The following is a 23,096-nucleotide window of genomic DNA, read 5'->3' as shown; positions in this document are numbered from 1 at the left end:
ATGAAACAACTCTTAGAGTTTTTCCCCATTATCCTGTTTTTTATTGCTTACAAGACCTATGACATTTATGTCGCCACAGGGGTCATGATGGTTGCGACCATTGTCCAGGTCAGCTATTCTTGGCTGCGTTACCGCAAAGTCGCATCCATGCAATGGATCACCTTAGGTTTGGTCGTGGTCATGGGGGGTGCGACCCTGTATCTCCAAGACGAACAATTTATCAAATGGAAATTATCCATTATAGAATGGCTGTTCGGCGTAGCTTTTTTTGGCAGCCAATTTTTTGGCGAGAAAACTTTTGTGGAACGCATGATGTCTGCAAGCATAACGTTGCCAAAACCAATATGGAAACGCTTGAACATGCTGTGGGGGGGGTTCTTCACCAGCGTGGGTTTTATCAACCTTTACGTCATGTTCAATTTCAGCACCGATGAATGGGTCACTTTTAAAACCTTTGGCGTACCTGGGCTAATGGTGTTGTTTATCGCGTTACAAATGGTTTATTTGTACAAATACGTCCCCGACGCCGAGGAATAATGTGATATACGCCATCATCAGCGAAGATGTCGCGGACAGCCTGGAGAAACGCCTATCAGCAAGGCCTGCCCATCTAGCGCGTTTACAAGCCTTGCAAGATGCCGGACGATTGCTGTTGGCAGGGCCCCATCCGGCGGTGGACAGTGACAACCCAGGCGAAGCGGGTTTTACCGGCAGCCTGGTCATCGCCGAATTCGACAATTTACCAGCCGCACAAAACTGGGCTGATACCGATCCTTACCTTGAGGCGGGCGTTTACGCCAAAGTCACCGTTAAACCCTTTAAAAAAATATTTCCCCAATGAGCACTGAATTAATCAAAACCGCATTAACCGAAACCTTCCACCCTGAACTCCTAGAAATCCTCGACAACAGTGCCGCCCACGCCGGTCATGCCGGAGCCAGAAGCGGCGGCGGCCACTACCACGTCACTATTGTTGCCGATGCTTTCGAAGGTAAATCTTTGGTACAGCGTCATCAATTGGTCTATAAGGCCCTCGGTGATCTGATGAAACAACAAATTCATGCCTTAGGCATTAATGCCCTCTCACCCTCTGAACAAAACTAAAGGAAATTAGCAATGAAAAAAAACTTCATCCCCTTACTTGTTGTCGGCACCGCACTTCTCGTAACCGCTTGTGACCAGAAAGCCGGTGATAACGGCAGCGCTCCTGCACCCGTTGTCAACAAAGCCGATGCCATCGCCGTTGTGAACGGCAAATACATCGCCAAAACAACTTTCGACAACATGGAAAAAGAAATTGCCGAACGCTCACAAGGCCAAGCCATCCCTAAAGAAAAATTGCTTGAAGAGCTGATCCAACGCGAATTACTGGTTCAGGACGCACTCCAAAAACAACTGGATAAATCACCTGAAGTGGTGGAACGTCTTGACGAAGCCAAAAAAGCTATCCTGACCCAAGCCGAAGTGCAAAACTTCATGAAAGCCAATCCGGTCACCGATGCGGAAATCAAAGCCGAATACGACAGCAAAGTTGGCGGCAACAATAACACCGAATATAAAGCCCGTCACATCCTGGTAAAAACCGAAGCCGAAGCAAAGAAATTGATTGCTGAACTCGATAAAGGCGCGGACTTCGCCAAATTGGCAAACAAAAATTCGCTGGATGGCAAAGAAGCGCAAAACGGCGGCGATCTAGGCTGGTTTGTTGCCAATCAAATGGTTGAACCTTTCTCAAAAGCCGTCATTGCATTGGAAAAAGGCAAATACACTAAAACGCCTGTACAGACCCAATTCGGTTGGCATGTGATTTTGCGTGAAGACTCCCGCGCCCAAACACCACCTCCATTGGAAGCGGTAAAAGAACAATTGATGCCGTTCCTGCAACGCAAAAAAGTCCAAGACATGTTGGAAAACCTGCGTAAAACAGCAAAAGTCGAAATCTTGATGCCAGTGAAAGACGAAGCCGCCAAACCTGCCGAAGCGCCAAAACCCGTGACCGAAGAAGTGGTCATTGAAGAAGAAATCAAAGACAAAGATGGCAAAACCGTCGCTAAAGAAGTCGATGTTGAAGAAGTGACAGAAGAAAAAGCCCCGGTAGCGGAAGAAAAGAAACCAGAAGCGGCTAAACCGGCGACTGAGAAAAAGAAATAAGCTTGACCTTGGCAAACAAAAAAGGGCGGTTTTCACCGCCCTTTTTTTATTTGAAACCCTTACAAGTAAAATAGTCTCAAAATACTACCAAATTCACCCTAGATTAGATGCTTTGATAGGTTCAGCTCTCCAGCACCAAGCTTTGCCGGGGGGAGTTTAAGTTAATCAAAAACACGCCTTCATAGCCACGCCAATTTCAGTAGGCGAACTCACCACTTCAATCCCCGCCGCTTTCAACGCGGCAATTTTGCCCGCCGCCGTGCCTTTGCCGCCGGTGACTATCGCCCCCGCATGACCCATGCGTTTACCTGCCGGTGCGGTTTGTCCGGCGATATACGCCACGACGGGTTTGGTGACATGGGCTTTAATGTAATCGGCGGCATCTTCTTCTTCGCCGCCGCCAATTTCGCCGACCATGACGATGCCTTGGGTTTGTTCATCTTCCTGGAAACGGCTGAGGACATCGACGAAGTTCATGCCATGCACAGGATCGCCGCCAATACCGACGCAGGTGCTTTGGCCTAAGCCTTGGGCGGTGGTTTGATGGACGGACTCGTAAGTCAAGGTGCCGGAGCGCGAGACAATGCCGATAGAGCCGGGTTTGTGGATTTTCGCGGGCATAATGCCGATTTTGCATTCGCCGGGAGTGATGATGCCAGGGCAATTAGGACCGATCAGCAACGCACCGGTGCCCGCCATTGCCGCTTTGACGCGCAGCATTTGCAAGATGGGGATGCCTTCGGTGATGCAGACGATGAGCTGGATACCCGCATCGACCGCTTCCAATATCGCATCGGCGGCATAAAACGGTGGCACATAGATGACGCTGGCGGTTGCGCCGGTGCTGTCAACGGCAGCTTGGACGGTGTTGAACACGGGCAAACCTAAATGGGTTTCGCCGCCGCGTTCGGGGGTTATGCCGCCGACCAGTTGCGTACCGTAATCCAAAGCTTGTTCAGAATGGAAGGTGCCTTGTTTGCCTGTGAAACCTTGGCAAATCACTTTGGTGTCCTTGTTGATCAATATGCTCATGCCACTGCCTCCGCCAAAGCGACGACTTGTTCCGCCGCGTGCGCCAAATCATCCGCCGGATAAATATTCAAGCCGGTGTTGCTCAATAATTCACGGCCTTGTTCGACGTTTGTACCTTCCAGGCGGACAACGACGGGAACGGCGACATGAATTTGTTTAATGGCTTCCAAAATGCCTTGGGCAATCACGTCACATTTGACGATGCCGCCAAAGATGTTTACCAACACGGCTTTGACGTTGCCGTCCGACAAAATCAATTTGAAGGCTTCGCAGACTTTTTCGACATTGGTGCCGCCGCCGACATCCAGGAAATTGGCGGGCAAGCCGCCTTTGAGTTTGACCAAATCCATCGTCGCCATCGCCAAGCCCGCACCATTGACCATACAGCCGATGTTGCCATCCAGGGTGATATAGTTCAAGCCAAATTGTTGCGCTTCGTTTTCTTTGTCATCCTCCTGGCTGGCATCTTTCATCGCCAGAATATCGGGATGGATGGCGATAGCGTTGTCATCGAAGTTGATTTTAGCGTCTAAAGCCAACAAATCGCCGCTGTCGGTTTCTATCAGCGGGTTGATTTCAATCTGGCTGGCGTCTTTGGCTAAAAACAAATCATACATGCCTTGCATGATGGCCGTTATCGCCTTGTGTTGCGGGCCTTGCAAGCCCAGCGCATACGCCACTTTGCGGCATTGGTAGCCTTGCAGTCCGGCGGCTGGATGGACTTGCACGGAAATAATCTTCTCAGGCGTTTCATGGGCAACGGTTTCTATGTCCATACCGCCGGCGGCTGAGGCGATAAAGATCAAGCGTTCGCTGGCACGGTCCAGCAACAGGCTTAAATACATTTCGCGTTGGATCGGATAAATATTTTCTATCAACAAGGAATTGACCGGCAAACCGGTTGCGTCGGTTTGGATGGTCACCAGACGTTTGCCAAGCAAATCGCGGCTAAATTCGTCGATTTCAGCCGCTGTTTTCGCCAGTTTTACGCCGCCGACTTTACCTCTTCCACCCGCATGGACTTGCGCTTTTACCACCCAGCCATCGCCACCCAATCCCTTGGCAATTTCTACAGCTTGTTCCGGCGTTACCGCTTGTTTACCTTCAGGAACAGGAATGCGGTATTGCTGGAACAACTGTTTGGCTTGATATTCATGGATATTCATTATTTACTCCTGACGGGGTGGTTAAAAAATGATTGCGGCTTCATTTGCGTTATTTAGTTAGAATGTTTATAAATTTGATAGGCTTCGGTTGCTACCGTTGCTTTTGTATCTGGCAATGGCCTCGATATTCTAGCCAAGTCTCCATAAAACGCTATTGTTAATAAATAAATGACTAAAAATTCTCCCGATAGGCTTTATCCCTGCCCTTTTTCCAAAGCTTATAGTATTCCTGCACAGCAAGCCTGGACGCTGTTAAAAGTTTTTTTGATTTATCGCCTTGTTCTTGCAACGCTATTTATTCTCTTGATTTATCAGCGGATTGATTCGTCCCTGCTAAGCGGTTATTACAACGAATTGTACATATACAGCAGCCAAAGTTATTGGTTGCTGACCATCATTTCGGTGGTCTGCGTATTCTGGCGATTAACACCCTATACGGTGCAAGCGCAATTGCTTATTTTTACTGATATTATTCTGCTCACTTTGCTAATGCACGCATGTGGCGGCATTAAATGCGGCCTCGGCATTCTAATCACAGTATCCATTGCTTCTGGCGGGTTACTGATCGGCGGTGTTTGTTCGGTGTTGTTTGCCGCGATAGCGAGCCTGTCCATACTGGCCGAACGGATTTTTACGGATCAACTGCATGGTTTCGATCCAAGCTCTTATACTTACACTGGGATGCTGGGCGCGGCTTATTTTACCATTGCCTTATTATCTTATGTGCTCGCCAAACATAGTGAAGACAGCATGCAATTGGCTGATCAACAGCAAAAAACGATTGTCAATCTCGAATACCTCAACCAATACATCATCCAGAACCTGCAATCCGGCATCATTATTATCGACCAGGAACAAAGCGTCCTAATGGTGAATGAAGCCACGTTAAGATTGGCCAATCTGGACAAATCCCCCAACCATCTGAGCGATGTTTCCCCACAATTATCACGGGCATTTTCGACTTGGCTAAACGAACCAGAAGCCGATACTGTCTCCCTACCGATTACCAACCAATCGGAAATCAGGTTCCGTTTCATGTTGTTGTCCACTCATTATGACAATTTTTACATGATTATCCTTGAAGACATAGCTCTCTATAACCAGCGTGTCCAACAAGGTAAATTGGCCTCTTTAGGACGGCTAACCGCCAGTATCGCCCACGAAATACGTAATCCGCTAGCGGCCGTCAGCCACGCCGGGCAATTACTGGCGGAATCTGTCGATATGCCCCCCGGTGACCGTCGCTTGACCAATATCATTCAAACTCAATCTAACCGCATTAATGTCATTATTGAAGACATTTTGCGGGTTTCGAAACGCCACGATTCCAAGAGAAAGCGGCTAGAACTCACATCATGGCTCGATAATTACTTGAAAAGTTTTTTGTCGCATCATCAACACTATGCCCATTCATTCGAACTCGTCCATAACCAGACACCGCTGTATGCGTTTATTGATCCTAACCATTTAAGGCAAATTTTAAATAATCTGTGCGAAAATGCGTTGAAATACGGAAAACCGGAATTAGGCCACATCCTTGTCCAATCATTTATTTTTCAGGAACTGCCCTATATTGAAGTGATAGACAATGGTACCGGCATTAGCCATCAACATCTTAAAAACCTTTTTGAACCTTTTTTTACCACGTCACCGAATGGCACGGGTTTGGGTTTGTACATTTCCAAAGAACTGGCTGAACTCAATCAGGCTAAATTAAGTTATTATTTAGCTGACAATAACCGAGGGTGCTTCCGGCTCTGTATGCTGAACGCTGAAAAAAATCTGATTGAAATATGAATAAACCATTGGCATTAATCGTTGACGACGAACCTGATATTCTGGAATTACTAGAAATCACGCTGAGTAGGATGGGAATCGAAACCCATTGCGCCTACACGCTTGGGCAGGCCAACACGCTACTACAAAACCATGTTTTTGATATTTGTCTGACGGACATGCGCCTGCCTGACGGTAACGGCCTGGAATTAATCGACCAAATCCAAGCCATGCAGGCCCCCATGCCGGTTGCCGTCATTACTGCACATGGCTGTATGGACACGGCGATTTTAGCGATGAAAAAAGGCGCGTTTGATTTTGTTTCCAAACCGGTGGATTTGGCGGTGCTCAGGCAGTTAATCAAAAGCGCGTTGAAACTGTCCGATACCCATACTGAAAAAAACCAGCAAATGCGCCACTCGTTGCTGGGTGAATCAGTTGTCATGCGCGAGATACGCACGAAAATCACTAAGCTGGCACGTAGCCAAGCTCCAGTTTATATCAGCGGGGAATCAGGTTCCGGCAAAGAACTGGTTGCCCGCTTGATCCATCAGCAAAGCTCACGCGGTGACCAGCCCTTTATTGCGATAAACTGCGGGGCGATTCCGCATGAATTGATAGAAAGCGAATTTTTCGGGCATAAAAAAGGCAGTTTTACCGGGGCAATCAGCGATAAGAAAGGTTTGTTCCAAGCGGCTGAAGGCGGCACTTTATTTCTTGATGAAGTGGCTGACTTGCCACTTTCACTACAGGTGAAGTTATTACGCGCCATCCAAGAGAAAAAAATCCGCCCGGTTGGCGAGCATCAGGAAATTCCGGTCGATATCCGGCTGTTAAGCGCCACGCACCGCAATCTTGCCAATATGGTCCAAGAAGGCAGCTTTCGCCAGGATTTGTATTATCGGATTAATGTTATTGACCTTTGCATCCCACCCTTGCGTGACCGCATTGATGACATTCCTTTGCTCACCGGGCATATTTTGGCAAGATTGACGGGCGATAATAGCCCAGGATTATCGCCCAGCGCACAAGAGGCTTTACAACAGTACCATTTTCCCGGCAATGTGCGTGAGTTGGAGAATATCCTGGAACGGTCGCTGGCTTTATACAATGGTAAAAATATTGAAGTTGATGACCTAAATCTGCCGGTTAGCAGCCCACAAACGACAACTCAGGCAGATTATGATCCGGCACAGGGATCTTTGGAAGACTATCTGGAGGATATTGAAAGAAAAGCCATATCTGCCGCGTTGGAAGACAACAAATGGAACAAGACCGCTGCCGCCAAACAACTGGGCTTATCTTTCCGCTCCTTCCGTTACCGTCTGAAGAAACTTAATCTAGACAATTAGGTGCGGTATTTGTCCATCGCCGCAAACGCCGTTAATGCCGTTTTGATGACCGTTTCAGCCGTAGTATCCAACTCATTGTTCTTATAAACTTTATCCAGCAAGCCCTCAGTAACCAAAGCTTCTTTTATCCAGCGTTTGGTAAAGCGGTAATTATTGGCGACCGCCACCACTTCTCCGGTTTTAGGGTCACGGACACTACCTTTGGGTATTGCCACCGGTTTGGTGGTCGCTGAAGGCGCATTGACCGTTACTTTACCAACAACTGGCACCGCCTCTTTCTCCATAACGACATCAAGCTTCGCTTCTTCAGTAACCATTGGTACGGAAGGCCCCGACCGGATGGAACTGATTGATGCTTTCTGCTCATTGACAATGCTGTAAATCACATACGCAACAAAAATAGTAGTTAGGATAAATAATATTTCTGTCATAACGACATCTCTCCTTTAGTAAATTTCTTATTATTCTATTTAAAACAGAGCCATATCCGCTCTTGTAATCTCATTCCGCTGATAATGAATATACCAGAAGCCAGCCTTCTAGTTAATCTTTATATCACACAAGTGGCTGTTTGGCTTTTTGGGTATCTTTAAAAACTTTCAGTATTGCCATAAGGGAAGCAGCAATAACCAACATACCGCGTACAATGATGACTAAGTGTAATAATTGAGTCCCACAGATGAAAACGTCAACTCTTGAACGAAACGGAATTTCTAAGGAAGTGGTGGCTTTGGTTTCGCGCTTGGTTGGCTTGATCCCTGGCAGGCGCTGTGCAATGGGCGATGCCACCTTGTCCTTGCTGGACGGAAAGCACCGTGCCGCCGAAGATGTGTTGGGTTGGAACCGATCCGCCGTTGAGGTGGGCATCAACGAGTTTAAGACCGGTATTACCTGCATAAATGACCTCTCCCTTCGGCTCAAACCTGCGACGGAAGTGAAAAGCCCTAGCTGCCCAATAAAAATCAGCATCCCGCGCATTCCCAAGCTGTGGCTTGGGAATGCGGGCTGGGAAGCCCTAGCTTCCTGCCATTCTCAAAGCTAGAGCTTCTGACTTGGGTTACCAAGTTGGAGCTTGGGAACCAGAGTAAGCACAAAATACTATTTCTCCAAATAAGTATAAGCATTCAACCCCGCCACCAACTCCTGTTCATACTCTTGGCGTTGCCCGTCGCTCAAATCACTGTTCGCCAATTTCTCCCTAAACGCGGCTTTGAGTTCTTCGCTGCTGATATGGACATAATCCAGCAATTCCGACACGTCTTCGCCTTCTTGCAGGTCGTAGAAATGGTAGCCGTTGTCGTCGAGTTTGATGTTGATGGAATGGGTGTCGCCGAACAGGTTGTGCATATCGCCCAAGATTTCCTGGTAGGCGCCGACCATGAAAAAACCAATCAGATACGGCTCTTCACTGTTGATGTTATGCACTGGCAGGGTTTTTTCTAGGTTTTGCCCGTCGATGTATTGGTCGATACGTCCGTCGGAATCGCAGGTCAAGTCTTGGATGACGGCGCGGCGGGTGGGTTGTTCGTCTAAACGATGGATGGGCATGATGGGGAAGATTTGGTCTATACCCCAGATGTCCGGCAGGGACTGGAACAAGGAAAAATTACAGAAAATCTTGTCGGCGAGCTTTTCGTTGAGTTCCTGCAAAATCTCCGCTTCGTTCTGGTTGTTCGGGTTTAGCGAATTTTGCAGTTGTTGGCAGAAAATCGCGTAGTCGTTTTCGGCTTCCGCCAAGCGATTGATACTGAGTTTGTCGCGGGCGAATTTGGCGCGGGCTTCGGACAATTGGAAATAGGCGTCGTGGTAGGCTTCGACCAGGTTGCGGTTGTCCGTTACGTCCAGCGCGGCTTTATCGTTACTGTACACCGATTCAATGTCGGTGACGTTGGTGATCAGTACGGCGTGGTGCGCGGTCAGGGCGCGGCCTGATTCGGTGATGATGTCCGGTTGCGGCACTTGCTTTTCGGCGCAAATGTCGGCGAAGCTGCGGACGATATTGTGCGCGTATTCGTCCAGGCTGTAGTTGATCGACGATTCTCTGCGCGAACGGCTGCCATCGTAGTCCACGCCCAAACCACCACCCGCATCGACAATTTTTATCGCCGCGCCTAGGCGGTGCAATTCGACATAAAATTGTCCGGCTTCTTTCAGGGCGATTTTGATGTCGTGGATGTTGGCGATTTGCGAACCCATGTGGAAGTGCATCAACTTTAGGCAAGCTAGCAAATTGGCTTTTTTAAGGCGGTCGATCAATTGCAACACTTCGTAGGCATGAAGGCCGAATTTGGATTTTTCGCCGCCGCTGTTTTGCCATTTGCCCGCGCTGATGCTGGACAATCGTACACGCACACCCAACACGGGCTGCACGTCCAGCTTGGCCGCTTCTTCGATAATCAGCTCCAATTCCAGCGGTTTTTCTATCACCAGATGCAGGTTCAAGCCCATTTTCAGGCCAATCAGCGCGAGGCGGATATAGGCGCGGTCTTTGTAGCCGTTGCAGACCACCACGCCTTGGTGCGACAAGGCCATGATCGCCAGCAATTCCGGCTTGCTGCCCGCTTCCAAACCGATATTGTCCGCCGCCAGTATGCCTTCGACCACTTGCCGTTGCTGGTTGACTTTGATAGGGTAGACAGGCGTGTACTTGCCCGTGTATTCCAACTTGGCACAGGCATTTTTGAAGGCATTGTCCAAACGGGTGACGCGGTCTTTCAGGATGTCGGTGAAACGCACCAGCACGGGCAAGGACAATTGTTTGTCGTTCAGAGATTGGGCAATTTCGTACAAATCCAGGGCGATGGCTTTATCGGCACTGGGTTTGACGCAGACATGCCCGTTTTCATTGATCGAGAAGTAACTGTCACCCCATAAATCAATGGCGTAGGTTTGTGCAGATTGCTGGATAGTCCAGTTGGTTAAGTTCACTTATTGGCTCCGGTGAGAAGTGTGTAATTCGGCAATCACAGCCGTAGAAATGGGATGGCAGATTTGTTTGAGTCTGATGGTCAAGTGCCCAGCTTCAGCAATTACGATAACTATGAAGTATCACCCATTTTGTTTTTACCAAAGGGTCTTTTAGGAATTGCTCTTTAGGTTGTTGACGTTGGTGGAATACATTGACAGTTCCCACGGTTAAACAGTTAAAGTGTAGTTCAGGCTTAAGGTGGTAACAATGGTTTTCGATAGGAATGATATGCCTGACCCTGTTTTTCTGACGTTTGTTTAAGGTATATAGTTTGAGTATATACGCGGATGATAGGCTTTGATAGGCGTAAAGAGTCGGTAAATATGTTGTACAAGGCAGTAATCATCGCCCGCATTTAAGGTTTTAAAAGCGAAAAACCGTTCGAAAACTATTGATAATTTCCAATCTAATAAATGTCTTGCACAAACAACCCATGATTTATTCATTTTTTTGCCGTTTTTCAAGAGGCTAAGCTGTTCCGATAAAGGTGTAAAGCCGCTATACTGGATTGCAAGCAAATCATTGAGGCGACTGACTTCGAAATGAAAAAAAACAATTATTACAAACTAAATACTGAACCTCTAATCATCAATAGTTTTAGGCGGACTTTAGGTGAAATCGAATGGCTTCTATTAGTTTTGATATTATTTTATTTAGTTGTCGGAAAAGTAGAAAATGCCGAAAAAAATCTGGTTGTACTGGCTGCTTGTATTTATGCGTTAGGTGTCGCCGCTTTTCAATATTGGGATTTTTTTAAAGAAGCAAAACAATGGAAAATTGCTTTCCAAAGTTGGGTGATGATTGTTTTTATCAGTTGGGTGATATGGTACACAGGAAAACTGCAAAGCCCATTGTTCAACCTTTACTTATTGCCAGTGCTTGCCAGTGCCATCACGTTAGGTAAATTAGTCACCTTATTGCAAGTTGGCCTGATTTTTTCTATTTTTGTGTATTTAGAAAATAATTTTTATCAAAATAATATTGAAGTTTTATTTTCCATGGCTGGCAGTAGCGATGTGTTGATGCTATTTTTTCCGATGCTTTTGGTTGGCTATATCTCAACCATGCTGACTTCTGATATTCAAAGCGGTTTTAATATCCTTAAATCCGAATCCGAAATAGACGAGTTAACCAAATTATTTAACTATAGGACATTTAATTCCGTTGCAAAAAAATTGCTTAACCAGGCTAGACGCCACAATCGGAAAGTATCGGTGCTGATGATAGATGCTGATAATTTAAAACAGACTAATGACGATTATGGTCATGAAGCGGGTAATTTATTATTGACCAATATTGCCCAGTGTCTAGTCTCGGTGCTGAGGGATGGTGATATTCCCGCCCGCTATGGTGGTGATGAATTCGCAGTATTCCTGACGGATTGTGACCAGAATGAAGCAATTGATGTGGCCCAACGAATTGTTGACGAGTTCAATAACACACAAATCCGCCATCAATCTAAATACATTAAACTCAGCGCAAGCATTGGTATAGCCAGTTTTCCTGAACATGGCGACACCATTGAAGTGTTATTGAACAACGCGGATAAGGCCATGTATATCAGTAAACGACAAGGCCGGTGTTTGATAACGGTGTATAACTCGAAATCTGATACTTAGACGCGAATACCAATAAGGAAAAACCCTATTACTGGATTTAGATGCGGTATAAATTTCTAAAAATGTGCAGAAAATGTTATTACAAGAACAAATTTTCAATGAAATTAACCATATCCCTGCTGATAAGCTCGCTGAGCTTTATAATTTGATTCATAAATTCCGATTAGGCTTGTCCCAAGAGCAACAACAAACACTGCCAGAAACTAAATATCCTTTGCGGAACACAAAAATTGATTATCAAGAGCCTTTTGAACCTGTGGCGTTGACAGATTGGGATGTATTGAAATGATTGTGCTGGATACGCACATTTGGCTATGGTGGGTGCATGGTGATGAGCGTTTAAAGCCTGAATATGCCCAATATTTAGAAAATCATGAAAATACCGCTTTGGGTGTCAGCATCATTTCGTGTTGGGAGATAGCAAAACTGGTCGAATACCAACGCTTATCCCTGCCTTGCCCTGTAAATGAATGGTTCGGGCAAGCTCTTGCTTATCTCAATATCCAATTGCTCAACTTAACTCCCGAAATCGTTATAGATGCCACTCAGTTGCCACAACCATTTCACCGATCCCGACGATCAATTAAATGTGGCAACTACCCGTATTTATGGTTGCCAGCTTATGACGTTAGACGGAAAAATCCGAAATTATCCGTATGTCAGTTTATTGCCTCCAGTACCCGCTTAACAATTCTGTGAACCTAAACTTAATGGTTTAAGGCCGTTAGTTTCCGAAAATTGTCCAAGCTTAGTCATTTCTATTCATTACTTAATGTCCACTACCGAACTGTTCCAACAACTCACCCGCCAATTACCCCTTTGCCTGAACCAAGACCGCCACGCGCTGAAACGGCAGTTAGACCGTTTGCGTCAGGATGCCAAGAAAGGCAAGCCTGTTGATAGTGCGTTGGCGAATCTTGCCGGCCGTATCGACAAATCCGTGGCGTTCAGGAACAAACGCCTAGCCAGCATCCCGCCGCTGAACTTCCCTGATTTGCCGGTTACGGGCAAAAAAGATGAAATTGCCGAGCTGATTAAAAACCATCAAGTGGTGGTGATGTGCGGCGAAACGGGTTCAGGGAAGACCACGCAGTTGCCGAAAATTTGTCTGTCGATTGGACGCGGTGCGGCGGGTTTTATCGGGCATACCCAACCGCGCCGGATTGCGGCGCGGACGGTGGCGGATCGCATTGCCGAGGAATTGGGCGAGACTATCGGCAAATCGGTGGGTTATAAAATTCGTTTTAACGACAAAACCCATGCCGAATCGCTGGTTAAACTGATGACCGACGGGATTTTATTGGCGGAATCGCAAAACGACCCGTACCTGAACCAATACGACACCATCATCATTGACGAGGCGCACGAACGCAGCCTGAACATTGATTTTCTGCTTGGCTATATGAAATGGCTGTTGCCGAAACGGCCTGATCTGAAACTTATCATCACCTCGGCGACCATCGACACCCAACGTTTTTCCGAACATTTTGGCGGTGCGCCGATAATTGAAGTATCGGGGCGGACGTATCCGGTGGATGTCCGTTATCGCCCGATTGAACCCAAGGATGACGATGAAGAAGCTGCCAATGACGAAACGACGGATGACCTCCAAAATGCGATTCTCGATGCTGTGGATGAACTGAGCCGCGATTTGCGCGGCGATATTCTGATTTTTTTAAGCGGCGAGCGGGAAATCCGCGAAACCACTGATTCGTTAAAAAAACATCATCCCACCGAGTACGACATTTTGCCGCTGTATTCAAAGCTCAGCGTCAGCGAACAAGAGCGCGTGTTCAATCCTAAGGGTGGCAAACTCCGCATCGTCTTGGCCACCAACGTCGCCGAAACCTCGCTCACCGTACCCGGCATTCGTGGCGTAATCGACACGGGCCACGCCCGCATCAGCCGTTACAGCCCCAAAAGCAAAATCCAACGCCTGCCGATAGAGCGCATCTCGCAATCCAGCGCGAACCAACGCGCCGGACGTTGCGGACGGGTCGCGGAAGGGATATGTATCCGTTTGTATTCAAGGCAAGACTACGAAGCTAGGCCGGAATTTACCGAACCGGAAATTTTGCGGACGAATTTGTCGGCGGTCATTTTGCAAATGTTGGCCTTGAAATTGGGCGATATTGAAGATTTCCCTTTCATCGAACCGCCCGATGACAAGATGATCCGCGACGGCAAAACCATGCTGCACGAGGTCAATGCGCTCGATAAAGCGGGGCAATTGACCGAAACGGGCAAGCAGTTAGCAAAATTCCCGACCGACCCGAAACTGGCGAGGATGTTGGTCGCCGCGCATGAGGAAGGTTGTTTGCACGAAGTGGCGATTATCGTCGCGGCTTTGAGCGTGCAAGACCCGCGCGATAAACCTGCCGAAAAAATGGGCCAGGCCGAAGCCAAACATGCGGCGTTCCGTCATCCTGAATCGGATTTTTTGACGCTGCTCAATTTGTGGAACACTTACGAAGAACAGAAAAAGCATCTTTCCAACAGCAAATTACGGAAATATTGCTCGGATAATTTCTTGTCGTATTTAAGGATGCGCGAATGGTTTGATATTCACGCGCAGATTTTGCAGGTGGTGAAGGGCGATTTGAATATGAAGTTGAATGAAATCTCAACCGTTCAAAAAATCCCCCCCAGCCCCCCTTTTTCAAAGGGTGGGGAAGCTGAACATTCTGCAACTAATAAAGGTAAAGACAAAACTCCTCCCTTTGAAAAAGGCGACTGCATGGATGCAGGAGGTAGAGCAAAGCCGGGAGCATTTGCCGAGGGGGCGGGGGGGATTTTCGAATACCGCTACGAAAACATCCACCGCGCCTTATTAACGGGTCTGCTATCCAACATTGGTTTCCGCCACGAAACCCACGAATATCTCGGCGCACGTGGCCTGAAGTTTTTCATTTTCCCAGGTTCTGGATTGCACAAAGTCAAGCCCAAATGGATTATGGCGGCGGAACAGGTGGAGACCAGCAAAGTCTACGCCCGTAACGTGGCGCGTATCGAGCCGGAATGGATAGAAGCCTGTGCGGGGCATTTGGTCAAGCACACGCATTACGACCCGCATTGGGAGAAAAAAGCTGGACGCTCGGCGGTTTACGAACGCACCATGCTTTACGGTCTGACCTTGCAAGCGGGACGGAAAATTCCTTACGAGCGCGTCGATGCCAAATCAGCGCGTATGCTGTTCATCCAATCGGCCTTGGTCAGCCACGAATACCACAGCAACGCGCCGTTTTATGTCGCTAACCAAAAGCTCTTGGAAGAAGTCGGCATGATCCAGCACAAAGGGCGGCGCGTGGATTTGGTCGAAGATGAATTGTGGCTGTATTCGTTTTATGACCAAAAACTGCCCGCTGAAGTCGTCAACGGCATCACGCTGGACCAATGGCGCAAGACGGTTGAAAAAACGAACCCGAAATTTTTGTTCTTGACCAAGGAAGATTTGACGCGTGAAAAAGACGGTTACGTCAACGAATGGGATTATCCTGACCACAAGAAAATCGGCAATCTCAGCATCGCCCTGCAATACCGTTTTGAACCAGGTCATGATGAGGATGGTGTGACGGCGGTGATTCCGGTGCATCAGCTTAACCAATTGTCGCCCGTGCCGTTTGATTGGCTAGTGCCGGGGATGCTGGAAGAAAAATGCGTCGCGCTGATTAAGGGTTTGCCCAAAAACATCCGCAAGCATTTTGTGCCTGTGCCGGAAACGGTCAAACGTTGTTTGGAAATCGAGCCGGATTTTAAAGGCACGTTGCAAGAATGGCTAGGCAACCGCTTGCGCAAATTGACGGGCGAAGCGATTCCGTTGAATGCGTGGGTGCTGGACGGCCTGACCGAGCATTTGAAAATGAATTTCCGCGTCATCGACGAAAACGGCAAATTGCTGGATTACGGGCGGGATTTAAAAAAATTACAACAAAAACATGCCAGCCAAGCCGTGCAAAGTTTCGACCAAATCGCCGCCGATGAGTTGAGTTACACGGGCTGCATCCAATGGGCGTTTGATGATTTGCCGGATACCTATGCGTTCGACCGCCAGGGAGGGTGGAAGTGCGGCGACGGGTCGGGAACCCGTGCCGCCATCCAGCAAGGCCAAAATTTTGTCGGTTTTCCGGCGATAGTCGATGAAGGCGATGCCGTGGGCGTGAAGATTTTCGATACGGGGGCCAAAGCCGATGCCGAACATCAGGCAGGTCTATTGCGTTTATTCCAACTGTCTTTACGCAAAGACTGCACCTATTTGACCAAAAACAATCTGCAAGCCGCCGCTGCCGAGCTGGCTTACCAGCGTTTGCCCCCACATCCGATTCTCAAACTACCCGCCACTGCGTCTTATAAAGAGGATATGCTGCAATTGATTTTGCACCATGTTTTTATCGACGGGCGCACGATCCGCACCCAAGCCGCGTTTGAAGACAGTTTGAAGCAAAACAAAGCGAGTTTGCTGAGTGTCGCCAACGAAGCCGGACGCTTGGCCTTAGAGGTCATGAACGCTTATTCAGCTATCAAAAACCAATTGCAACGCCTGAACGCGAGTGATCCACTGGCGCAAGACATTAACGCGCAATTGGCGGTATTGGTTTATGCCGGTTTCTTGCGCAACACGCCTTATGAACAGCTCAAAGCGTTTCCGCGTTATTTAAAGGCAATCAGCTACCGCTTGGATAAGCTGGACAATAATGCCCAGAAAAACCAAGAGCTGAACCGCTATGTTTTGCGCTATTGGAAAGACGTGGAAAAAAAGGCCGCCAAAATCCAAATCCTGCCTGAGCAGGAGGTTTTTCGTTGGATGCTGGAAGAGTTCCGCGTGTCGCTGTTCGCCCAGCATCTGAAAACACCTTATCCAATTTCAGCAAAACGTTTGGATAAAGCCTGGGATGAGCGGGTTTGAAATCGGGGGAAGTAACGTTCTGTAGATTTGGGTAAGCTTGTTTGGCCGGCGGCGGAAGGATAGAGGCATCGGATAGTTTAGATACCAACCTATTTGTTGCTGAACACATAGTATTTGCTATTTTTTGTGATTTGAAGCACAAAAATATTGCTATTTTGAATAGAAGATGTTTTCGAGTTTTTAAACTTGCCCACAGTAAGAATCAAGCACTTAAGTTTATTATTCAGATAAGCTATTGACTCATTAGAAAAATTATAAGTGAATGAAAAATATAAACAATTATATTGGTTTATATTTGTACAATCTAACAAAACTGTAACAAAAACCGCAATTAAGCTGTAAATAAAACAATCAATCCACAGAGTTATCCACAGGTTTTGTGTATAAGTTAAAAAGTAACCTATTTTAAATAATGACTGGACAAAGCCGTTTTTAACGCGGCGCAAAAATAGCGCAAACTTACAAATAAAAAACCTTTTTGGGGCTGATTTGTTTTGATTCCATAACAGTTGCCCACAGAATCAATCAAGCACTTAGATTGCCCTGATTTTAACTACATGAAATATAGTTATAAAATATAACTAACTGTTTTTAATTGTATTTATTATTGACGTGGATTTGTACAATCTAACAAAACACCAATAAAATCCGTAGCTAAACATTTGTAACGACAAGCTATCCACAGATTTTGTGTATAACTTTTTTAAGGTGTATAGATTTAAAATACAGTCCGGCAAAATATTCTTGATTGTGTTTGCGGAATAGAAAAAATTAAAAATACTAAATAGCGTTAGGCTTCATCAACGAAATTGGTTTTGATTCAATAACAGTTGCCCACAGAAAGAATCAACGACTTGGATTTACTGTTCAGGTAACTGTATGATAATCGGTTATAAAATCTAATTATTTGATAAATAAGATAATTATATGAATGGTCTATATTTGTACAATTTAACAAAACTTTAATAAAAACCGTAATTAACCCTAAAAGCCGACACGCTATCCACAAACTTATCCACAGGTTTTGTGTATAAGTTTACGGGCAATATAGACTGTTTTATCCGCTAATTGCGGCCCTTGCGTTTCAAAATATCCCTGTTCGAGTGGCTTTATACTTTCTATTCCATGGTTTCCTATATTTTTGCTAAGTTTTTAGGTTAGAATAGGGGGCTTTCGAAGCTGGACGGGTGAGAAGCAAAGGTAGTCCAATGCCCCAGTCCGAACCGAGCCCTCTTGAGTTTAAGGTTCATGAGTGGTCACCCAAAAGTTTTTTATTGCCCAACCCTAGAGTAAATACATGACAGAACTATCCCATTACAGAAATATCGGTATTTTTGCGCACGTCGATGCCGGTAAAACCACCACCACAGAGCGGATTTTAAAACTCACCGGTAAAATCCATAAAATCGGTGAGGTACATGACGGTGCGACCACCACCGATTTTATGGATCAAGAACGTGAACGCGGCATCACTATCCAGTCAGCGGCAACCACTTGTTTTTGGAAAGACCACCGTTTCAACATCATCGACACCCCAGGCCACGTTGACTTCACTATCGAAGTGTACCGTTCATTGAAAGTGTTGGACGGCGGTATTGGTGTATTCTGCGGTTCCGGCGGTGTGGAGCCACAATCAGAAACCAACTGGCGTTATGCCAACGACTCTAAAGTCGCACGGGTTATCTACGTCAATAAACTTGACCGTATCGGGGCCGATTTTTACCGTGTAGTCAAACAAGTTGAGGAAGTGTTAGGTGCAAAACCAGTAGTCATGACTTTGCCTATTGGCCGTGAAGATGACTTTGTCGGTGTGGTGGATTTGTTGACCCGCCAGGCTTGGGTGTGGGATAACTCAGGTGACCCAATGAACTACACCATACAAGATGTGCCTGCTGATATGGTTAAAGATGTCGAAATATGGCGCGAAAAATTGATCGATTCAGTTTCCGATCAGTTCGACGATGTTATGGAAAAATATCTCGATGGAGAAGAGCCTGATATTGAAACGCTTAAACGTTGCTTGCGTAAAGGCACGATAAACATGGATTTCTTCCCGACTTTCTGTGGTTCTTCGTTCAAAAACAAAGGGGTGCAGTTGGTGCTTGACGGTGTGGTCGATTACCTGCCTTGCCCGACTGAAGTCAAACCTCAGCCTGAAGTGGATCTGGAAGGCAACCCGACTGGCGAATATGCGATTGTTGATGCTGACAAGCCATTACGTGCCCTGGCGTTCAAAATCATGGATGACCGTTTTGGTGCCTTGACTTTCTTGCGTATTTACTGCGGTAAATTGGAAAAAGGCACTTCTGTCCTGAACACCTTCACCGGCAAAACCGAGCGTATAGGCCGTATCGTCGAAATGCACGCCGATGCGCGTAATGAGCTTGAATCTGCACAAGCGGGTGATATTGTTGCTGTTTTAGGTATGAAGAACATTCAAACCGGACATACTTTATGTGACCCGAAATATCCTGCCACGCTGGAGCCTATGGTGTTCCCTGATCCCGTTATTTCTTTGGCCATCTCACCTAAAGATAAGGCGGCTTCTGAAAAAATGGGTATCGCGCTGGGTAAGATGATCCAGGAAGACCCTTCATTCCACGTTGAAACCGACGAGGATAGCGGCGAAACCATCCTGAAAGGCATGGGCGAGCTACATTTGGACATTAAGGTTGACATCTTAAAACGTACCCACGGTGTCGATGTTATCGTTGGTAAACCGCAAGTGGCGTACCGCGAAACCATCACCAAACCGGTTGAGGACGAATATACCCATAAGAAACAATCGGGCGGTTCAGGCCAATACGCGAAAATCAACTATAAGATCGAGCCAGGTGAGCCAGGCACCGGTTTTGTGTTTGAATCAGCGGTCACTGGCGGTAACGTGCCTAGGGAATACTGGCCTGCCGTGGAAAAAGGCTTTAAAAGCATGTTGGACAAAGGCGTATTGGCAGGCTTCCCTTGTTTGGACTTCAAGGTTATCCTGACTGACGGTGGCTTCCACGCGGTTGACTCGTCGTCCATTGCGTTTGAAATCGCCGCGAAAGCCGCTTTCCGTCAATCTATCCCTAAAGCCGGCCCGCAATTGATTGAACCCATCATGAAAGTGGACACCTTCACACCCGAATCCCATGTCGGTGACGTCATCGGCGACCTTAACCGCCGCCGTGGCATGATCAAATCACAAGATCCTGGCATCACAGGTGTGCGCATCAAATCGGATGTGCCATTGAGCGAAATGTTTGGTTACATCGGTGATTTGCGTACTATGACTTCAGGCCGTGGTCAGTTCTCCATGGAGTTCTCGCACTATATGCCTTGTCCGAAAAACGTTTCTGAAGAAGTCATCAAAGAAGTCAACGAACGTAATAAAGCTAAGAAGTAATTGGATTGGATGCGTAGCTGGATGATTGTGTCCAGTTACGCACCACCCCTACATTCCCCATCGCCATATCCACTCTTTTCCCTGCATGTTTTAAGGCACTTTGCCTTGTCCATCGCTCCCGACTATAAAATTCCCGTGGGCAAAATAGCTATTTTTACCGATGATCCAGGCTGGCATGGCAAACAATTGCAACTGGCTTTTGCTGGCTATGGTTACGCAAGCACTTATGCGTCCTTGACCGAATGCCGTTTGCGGATTGCCGCCGGTAGCCTGCCGTTACTGATTCCTGGTTTTGAAGAATCTTTGCCTGATGCTGTTTTTGTACGCGGCGTTCCAGGTGGTTCCTTGGAAGAAGTGGTGTTATATCTGGATATACTGCATGCCTTAAAAATATTGGGCATTCCTGTCTACAATGACGGACAGGCAATAGAGCGCAGTGTTGATAAAGGCATGACCAGTTTTTTGCTGCACAATGCCGGGTTGCCGACCCCGTTGACTTGGGTGCTACGTAATCGGGAAGAAGCATTGGCGATTGCCGGACAAGAGTTAAAAAATGGACATTTTCTCATCAGCAAACCGCTGTTCGGTTCCCAGGGCGAAGGCATACGCCGCGTTGAAAAAATGACCGATTTAATCTGGCTGACTAGCAGCCGCGGTGTGTATTATTTACAGCGTTTTGTCGACTGTGCGGGGGAAGGATTTTCTGACCACCGAGTTTTTGTCATCAATGGTCTTGCGGTCGCCGCCATGCAGCGGCGCGGCAAATTCTGGCTGAACAATGTCGCGCGTGGCGCGAGTTGTGAACCTATCACATTAAATACCGGGCTGGCTGATTTGGCGGTCAAATCCGCCGCCGCCTTGAATATGGATTATGCGGGTGTCGATATTATTGAAGACAGGGCAGGGCGGTACACTGTCATTGAAGTCAATAGCATCCCTGCTTGGAAAGGGCTGCAAAGTGTCTGTGAAGTCAATATCGCCGGATTGCTCGTCGATGATTTGATTAATCGCCGGATTCATAAACCCAGATTCATAAACAATGCAGTTGACGAAAAGTCCCTATCCAACAACGCTGAAATAATTGACAATGGCTCTATCCCCAACCCGTTTGGCAGAACTTTATAAAGAAGCTTGCGAGCTTGAATTGCAAGCCTTCAAGCCTGGCAACGTCAGTGTTTACGCCGATGGTCATGATATGACCGTCGCTGACTTCCGCATCAGTGCCGAAGTCAGTGCCGCACCATTGTGTAATCCTGAATACAGTGTAGGCGAGAAAATTTATTACGCCGTCAAAGCTACACGGGAAGCAGTCGCTTGCAACACCAACTTAGGTATTGTCCTGTTGGCCGCGCCTTTGCTACAAGCCGCCCTTGACACAAACGGCCTTGGTTTACGCGGCTCTTTAAGGGAAATATTAAATACCACGACCATAGCCGATGCTGATTGGGTGTTCCGGGCAATTGCCTTGGCGGCTCCGGGGGGATTGGGCGAAGCGCAAGCACAAGATGTGCATGCCGCTGCGACAGTAAGCTTAAAAACCGCGATGGGACTGGCGAGTGACAAAGACCGTATTGCCCTTCAATACCTTACAGATTATGAAGATATTTTTGATTTCGCCATCTTATCCTACTATAATGCTATGAATATATGGAAAAGCAAAAGTTGGTCAGCAGTAGGGGTCTACATGGCCTTGTTAAGCCGGTTTCCTGATAGCCATATCGAAAGGAAATATGGTGGTCAACATTCTGACATGATAATGCAAACGATGGCCAAGTTGGGTCGTGAACTGGCAAGCCGGAATCCTGAACAAATCTTGCCGTTGCTATATCAGGTGGATCAAGAGCTAAAAGCCAAACGAATAAATCCAGGCACCACAGCAGACATGACCGTAGCGACGTTGCTGGCGGTACTTTTACAGGAAGAGTTGATTTGAACTCTATCCATCAAGAATTTGTTTTCAAAAACAAATAATCCGGTACGGACAGTATTAAAAACAAACTGTGCCACTATTAGCTTAAACCTTTCAACCTTTTTCTTCACAGGGGAAAAATAAAAATGGCAAAAATTACTAAAATGTGCGTCGGTGAATCTTTAGTTGGCGACGGCAACGAAATCGCCCACATTGATTTGATCGTTGGACCAAGAGGTTCAGCCGCTGAAACTGCTTTCGCAACTGCGTTGACCAACAACAAAGACGGTTTTTCAACTTTGTTGGCAGTTGTTGCTCCTAACCTGATGGTTAAACCAGCAACTATTTTGTTCAACAAAGTAACCATCAAAGGTTCTAAACAAGCCGTACAAATGTTTGGCCCGGCACAACGCGCAGTTGCTATGGCGGTTGCTGATTGTGTAGAAGACGGTACTATCCCGGCTGATGAAGCGGATGACCTGTTCATCTCTGTCGGTGTATTCATTCACTGGTTGGCTGAAGACGACGCTAAAATTGAATCTTTCAACTATGCGGCAACTAAAGAAGCCCTGAAACGTGCTGTAGACGGTTCACCAACGGCTGCTGAAGTTGTAGCTGCTAAAAAAGAAGCAAAACACCCATTCGCAGTAAACAACGAAGCATAAGCTTAGTCGTTTATCGGATGTTAAAAATACCTCGGCTTGCCGGGGTATTTTTTTGCGTTAAATTTGCGGTAGTCCTGCAATCGGAATGATAATAGATTTGTCAATAAAATATTGCGATGACCGTACGCCTTGAAGTACGGGCATTCGACCCAATCAATCGGTAGGCTTGG

The 23,096-nt window shown here is 46.9% G+C and carries 19 protein-coding genes; 15 read left to right on the top strand and 4 right to left on the bottom strand.

All coding sequences use genetic code 11. The features are described from left to right. Genes PHH59_RS12480 through PHH59_RS12465 form a run of 4 tightly spaced genes read left to right on the top strand, consistent with a single transcriptional unit; the run spans position 1 to position 2,151 of the window. Complete coding sequence (locus tag PHH59_RS12480) at positions 1-537, top strand: septation protein A (RefSeq protein ID WP_300016523.1); 537 nt, start codon at positions 1-3, stop codon at positions 535-537. Position 538: 1 nt separating this feature from the next. After that, the gene (locus tag PHH59_RS12475) at positions 539-841 is read left to right on the top strand and encodes a YciI family protein (RefSeq protein ID WP_300016520.1); all 303 of its coding nucleotides are present in this window, start codon (positions 539-541) and stop codon (positions 839-841) included. Then, entirely contained in the window at positions 838-1,104 is a 267-nt protein-coding gene (locus PHH59_RS12470) for a BolA family protein (RefSeq protein WP_300016517.1), read from the top strand. The genes PHH59_RS12475 and PHH59_RS12470 overlap by 4 nt, the downstream gene beginning before the upstream one ends. Before the next feature lie 12 nt (positions 1,105-1,116). After that, positions 1,117-2,151, top strand: coding sequence for a peptidylprolyl isomerase (locus tag PHH59_RS12465; RefSeq protein WP_300016514.1), 1,035 nt, complete (start codon positions 1,117-1,119; stop codon positions 2,149-2,151). A gap of 165 nt (positions 2,152-2,316) precedes the next feature. Here the strand turns inward: PHH59_RS12465 and sucD are convergent, their stop codons facing one another. Both sucD and sucC read right to left on the bottom strand, forming a co-directional pair. Further along, on the bottom strand, positions 2,317-3,183 hold the full coding sequence (sucD, locus tag PHH59_RS12460; protein WP_300016511.1) for a succinate--CoA ligase subunit alpha: 867 nt from the start codon (positions 3,181-3,183) through the stop codon (positions 2,317-2,319). Then, on the bottom strand, positions 3,180-4,349 hold the full coding sequence (gene sucC, locus PHH59_RS12455) for an ADP-forming succinate--CoA ligase subunit beta (protein ID WP_300016508.1): 1,170 nt from the start codon (positions 4,347-4,349) through the stop codon (positions 3,180-3,182). The genes sucD and sucC overlap by 4 nt, the downstream gene beginning before the upstream one ends. Before the next feature lie 168 nt (positions 4,350-4,517). Between sucC and PHH59_RS12450 the strand changes: the two genes are divergently transcribed. Continuing rightward, positions 4,518-6,146, top strand: coding sequence for an ATP-binding protein (locus tag PHH59_RS12450; RefSeq protein ID WP_300016505.1), 1,629 nt, complete (start codon positions 4,518-4,520; stop codon positions 6,144-6,146). Then, entirely contained in the window at positions 6,143-7,477 is a 1,335-nt protein-coding gene (locus PHH59_RS12445) for a sigma-54 dependent transcriptional regulator (protein WP_300016502.1), read from the top strand. Before PHH59_RS12450 ends, PHH59_RS12445 begins: the two co-directional genes overlap by 4 nt. On the opposite strand, the gene PHH59_RS12440 is transcribed toward PHH59_RS12445, so the two are convergent. Further along, entirely contained in the window at positions 7,474-7,908 is a 435-nt protein-coding gene (locus tag PHH59_RS12440) for a hypothetical protein (protein ID WP_300016499.1), read from the bottom strand. The genes PHH59_RS12445 and PHH59_RS12440 overlap by 4 nt on opposite strands. A gap of 248 nt (positions 7,909-8,156) precedes the next feature. Here PHH59_RS12440 and PHH59_RS12435 point away from each other — a divergent pair, with 248 nt between their 5' ends. Then, entirely contained in the window at positions 8,157-8,519 is a 363-nt protein-coding gene (locus tag PHH59_RS12435) for a hypothetical protein (protein WP_300016496.1), read from the top strand. A gap of 56 nt (positions 8,520-8,575) precedes the next feature. Here the strand turns inward: PHH59_RS12435 and speA are convergent, their stop codons facing one another. After that, positions 8,576-10,405 (bottom strand): biosynthetic arginine decarboxylase, encoded by a 1,830-nt coding sequence (speA, locus tag PHH59_RS12430; protein WP_300016493.1) that lies wholly within the window; start codon positions 10,403-10,405, stop codon positions 8,576-8,578. Between the two features lie 582 nt (positions 10,406-10,987). On the opposite strand from speA, the gene PHH59_RS12425 reads away from it, so the two are divergent. From PHH59_RS12425 to fae, 8 genes are all read left to right on the top strand, one after another. After that, the gene (locus PHH59_RS12425; protein ID WP_300016490.1) at positions 10,988-12,064 is read left to right on the top strand and encodes a GGDEF domain-containing protein; all 1,077 of its coding nucleotides are present in this window, start codon (positions 10,988-10,990) and stop codon (positions 12,062-12,064) included. A 73-nt stretch (positions 12,065-12,137) separates the two neighbouring features. After that, a complete protein-coding gene (locus tag PHH59_RS12420; protein ID WP_300016487.1) occupies positions 12,138-12,353 on the top strand; it encodes a hypothetical protein in 216 nt (71 codons plus the stop codon). Next, a complete protein-coding gene (locus tag PHH59_RS12415) occupies positions 12,350-12,763 on the top strand; it encodes a type II toxin-antitoxin system VapC family toxin (RefSeq protein ID WP_300016484.1) in 414 nt (137 codons plus the stop codon). The genes PHH59_RS12420 and PHH59_RS12415 overlap by 4 nt, the downstream gene beginning before the upstream one ends. Before the next feature lie 73 nt (positions 12,764-12,836). Continuing rightward, positions 12,837-16,967 carry an ATP-dependent RNA helicase HrpA gene (gene hrpA, locus PHH59_RS12410; RefSeq protein ID WP_300016481.1) on the top strand — a complete coding sequence of 1,377 codons (4,131 nt, stop codon included), beginning with the start codon at positions 12,837-12,839 and terminating at the stop codon, positions 16,965-16,967. Between the two features lie 1,297 nt (positions 16,968-18,264). Further along, positions 18,265-20,352, top strand: coding sequence for an elongation factor G (gene fusA, locus PHH59_RS12405; RefSeq protein ID WP_300016478.1), 2,088 nt, complete (start codon positions 18,265-18,267; stop codon positions 20,350-20,352). A 135-nt stretch (positions 20,353-20,487) separates the two neighbouring features. Continuing rightward, on the top strand, positions 20,488-21,477 hold the full coding sequence (locus tag PHH59_RS12400) for a RimK family alpha-L-glutamate ligase (RefSeq protein ID WP_300016639.1): 990 nt from the start codon (positions 20,488-20,490) through the stop codon (positions 21,475-21,477). Further along, positions 21,440-22,285 (top strand): triphosphoribosyl-dephospho-CoA synthase, encoded by an 846-nt coding sequence (locus tag PHH59_RS12395; RefSeq protein ID WP_300016475.1) that lies wholly within the window; start codon positions 21,440-21,442, stop codon positions 22,283-22,285. The genes PHH59_RS12400 and PHH59_RS12395 overlap by 38 nt, the downstream gene beginning before the upstream one ends. Before the next feature lie 122 nt (positions 22,286-22,407). Continuing rightward, entirely contained in the window at positions 22,408-22,926 is a 519-nt protein-coding gene (fae, locus tag PHH59_RS12390; RefSeq protein ID WP_300016472.1) for a formaldehyde-activating enzyme, read from the top strand. Positions 22,927-23,096: the final 170 nt, after the last annotated feature.

It is taken from the genome of Methylovulum sp., from assembly GCF_028687615.1.
Taxonomy (GTDB): Bacteria; Pseudomonadota; Gammaproteobacteria; order Methylococcales; family Methylomonadaceae; genus Methylovulum.
Note: the sequence above shows the minus strand (reverse complement) of the source record. Positions and strands in the feature narration are given on the sequence as shown.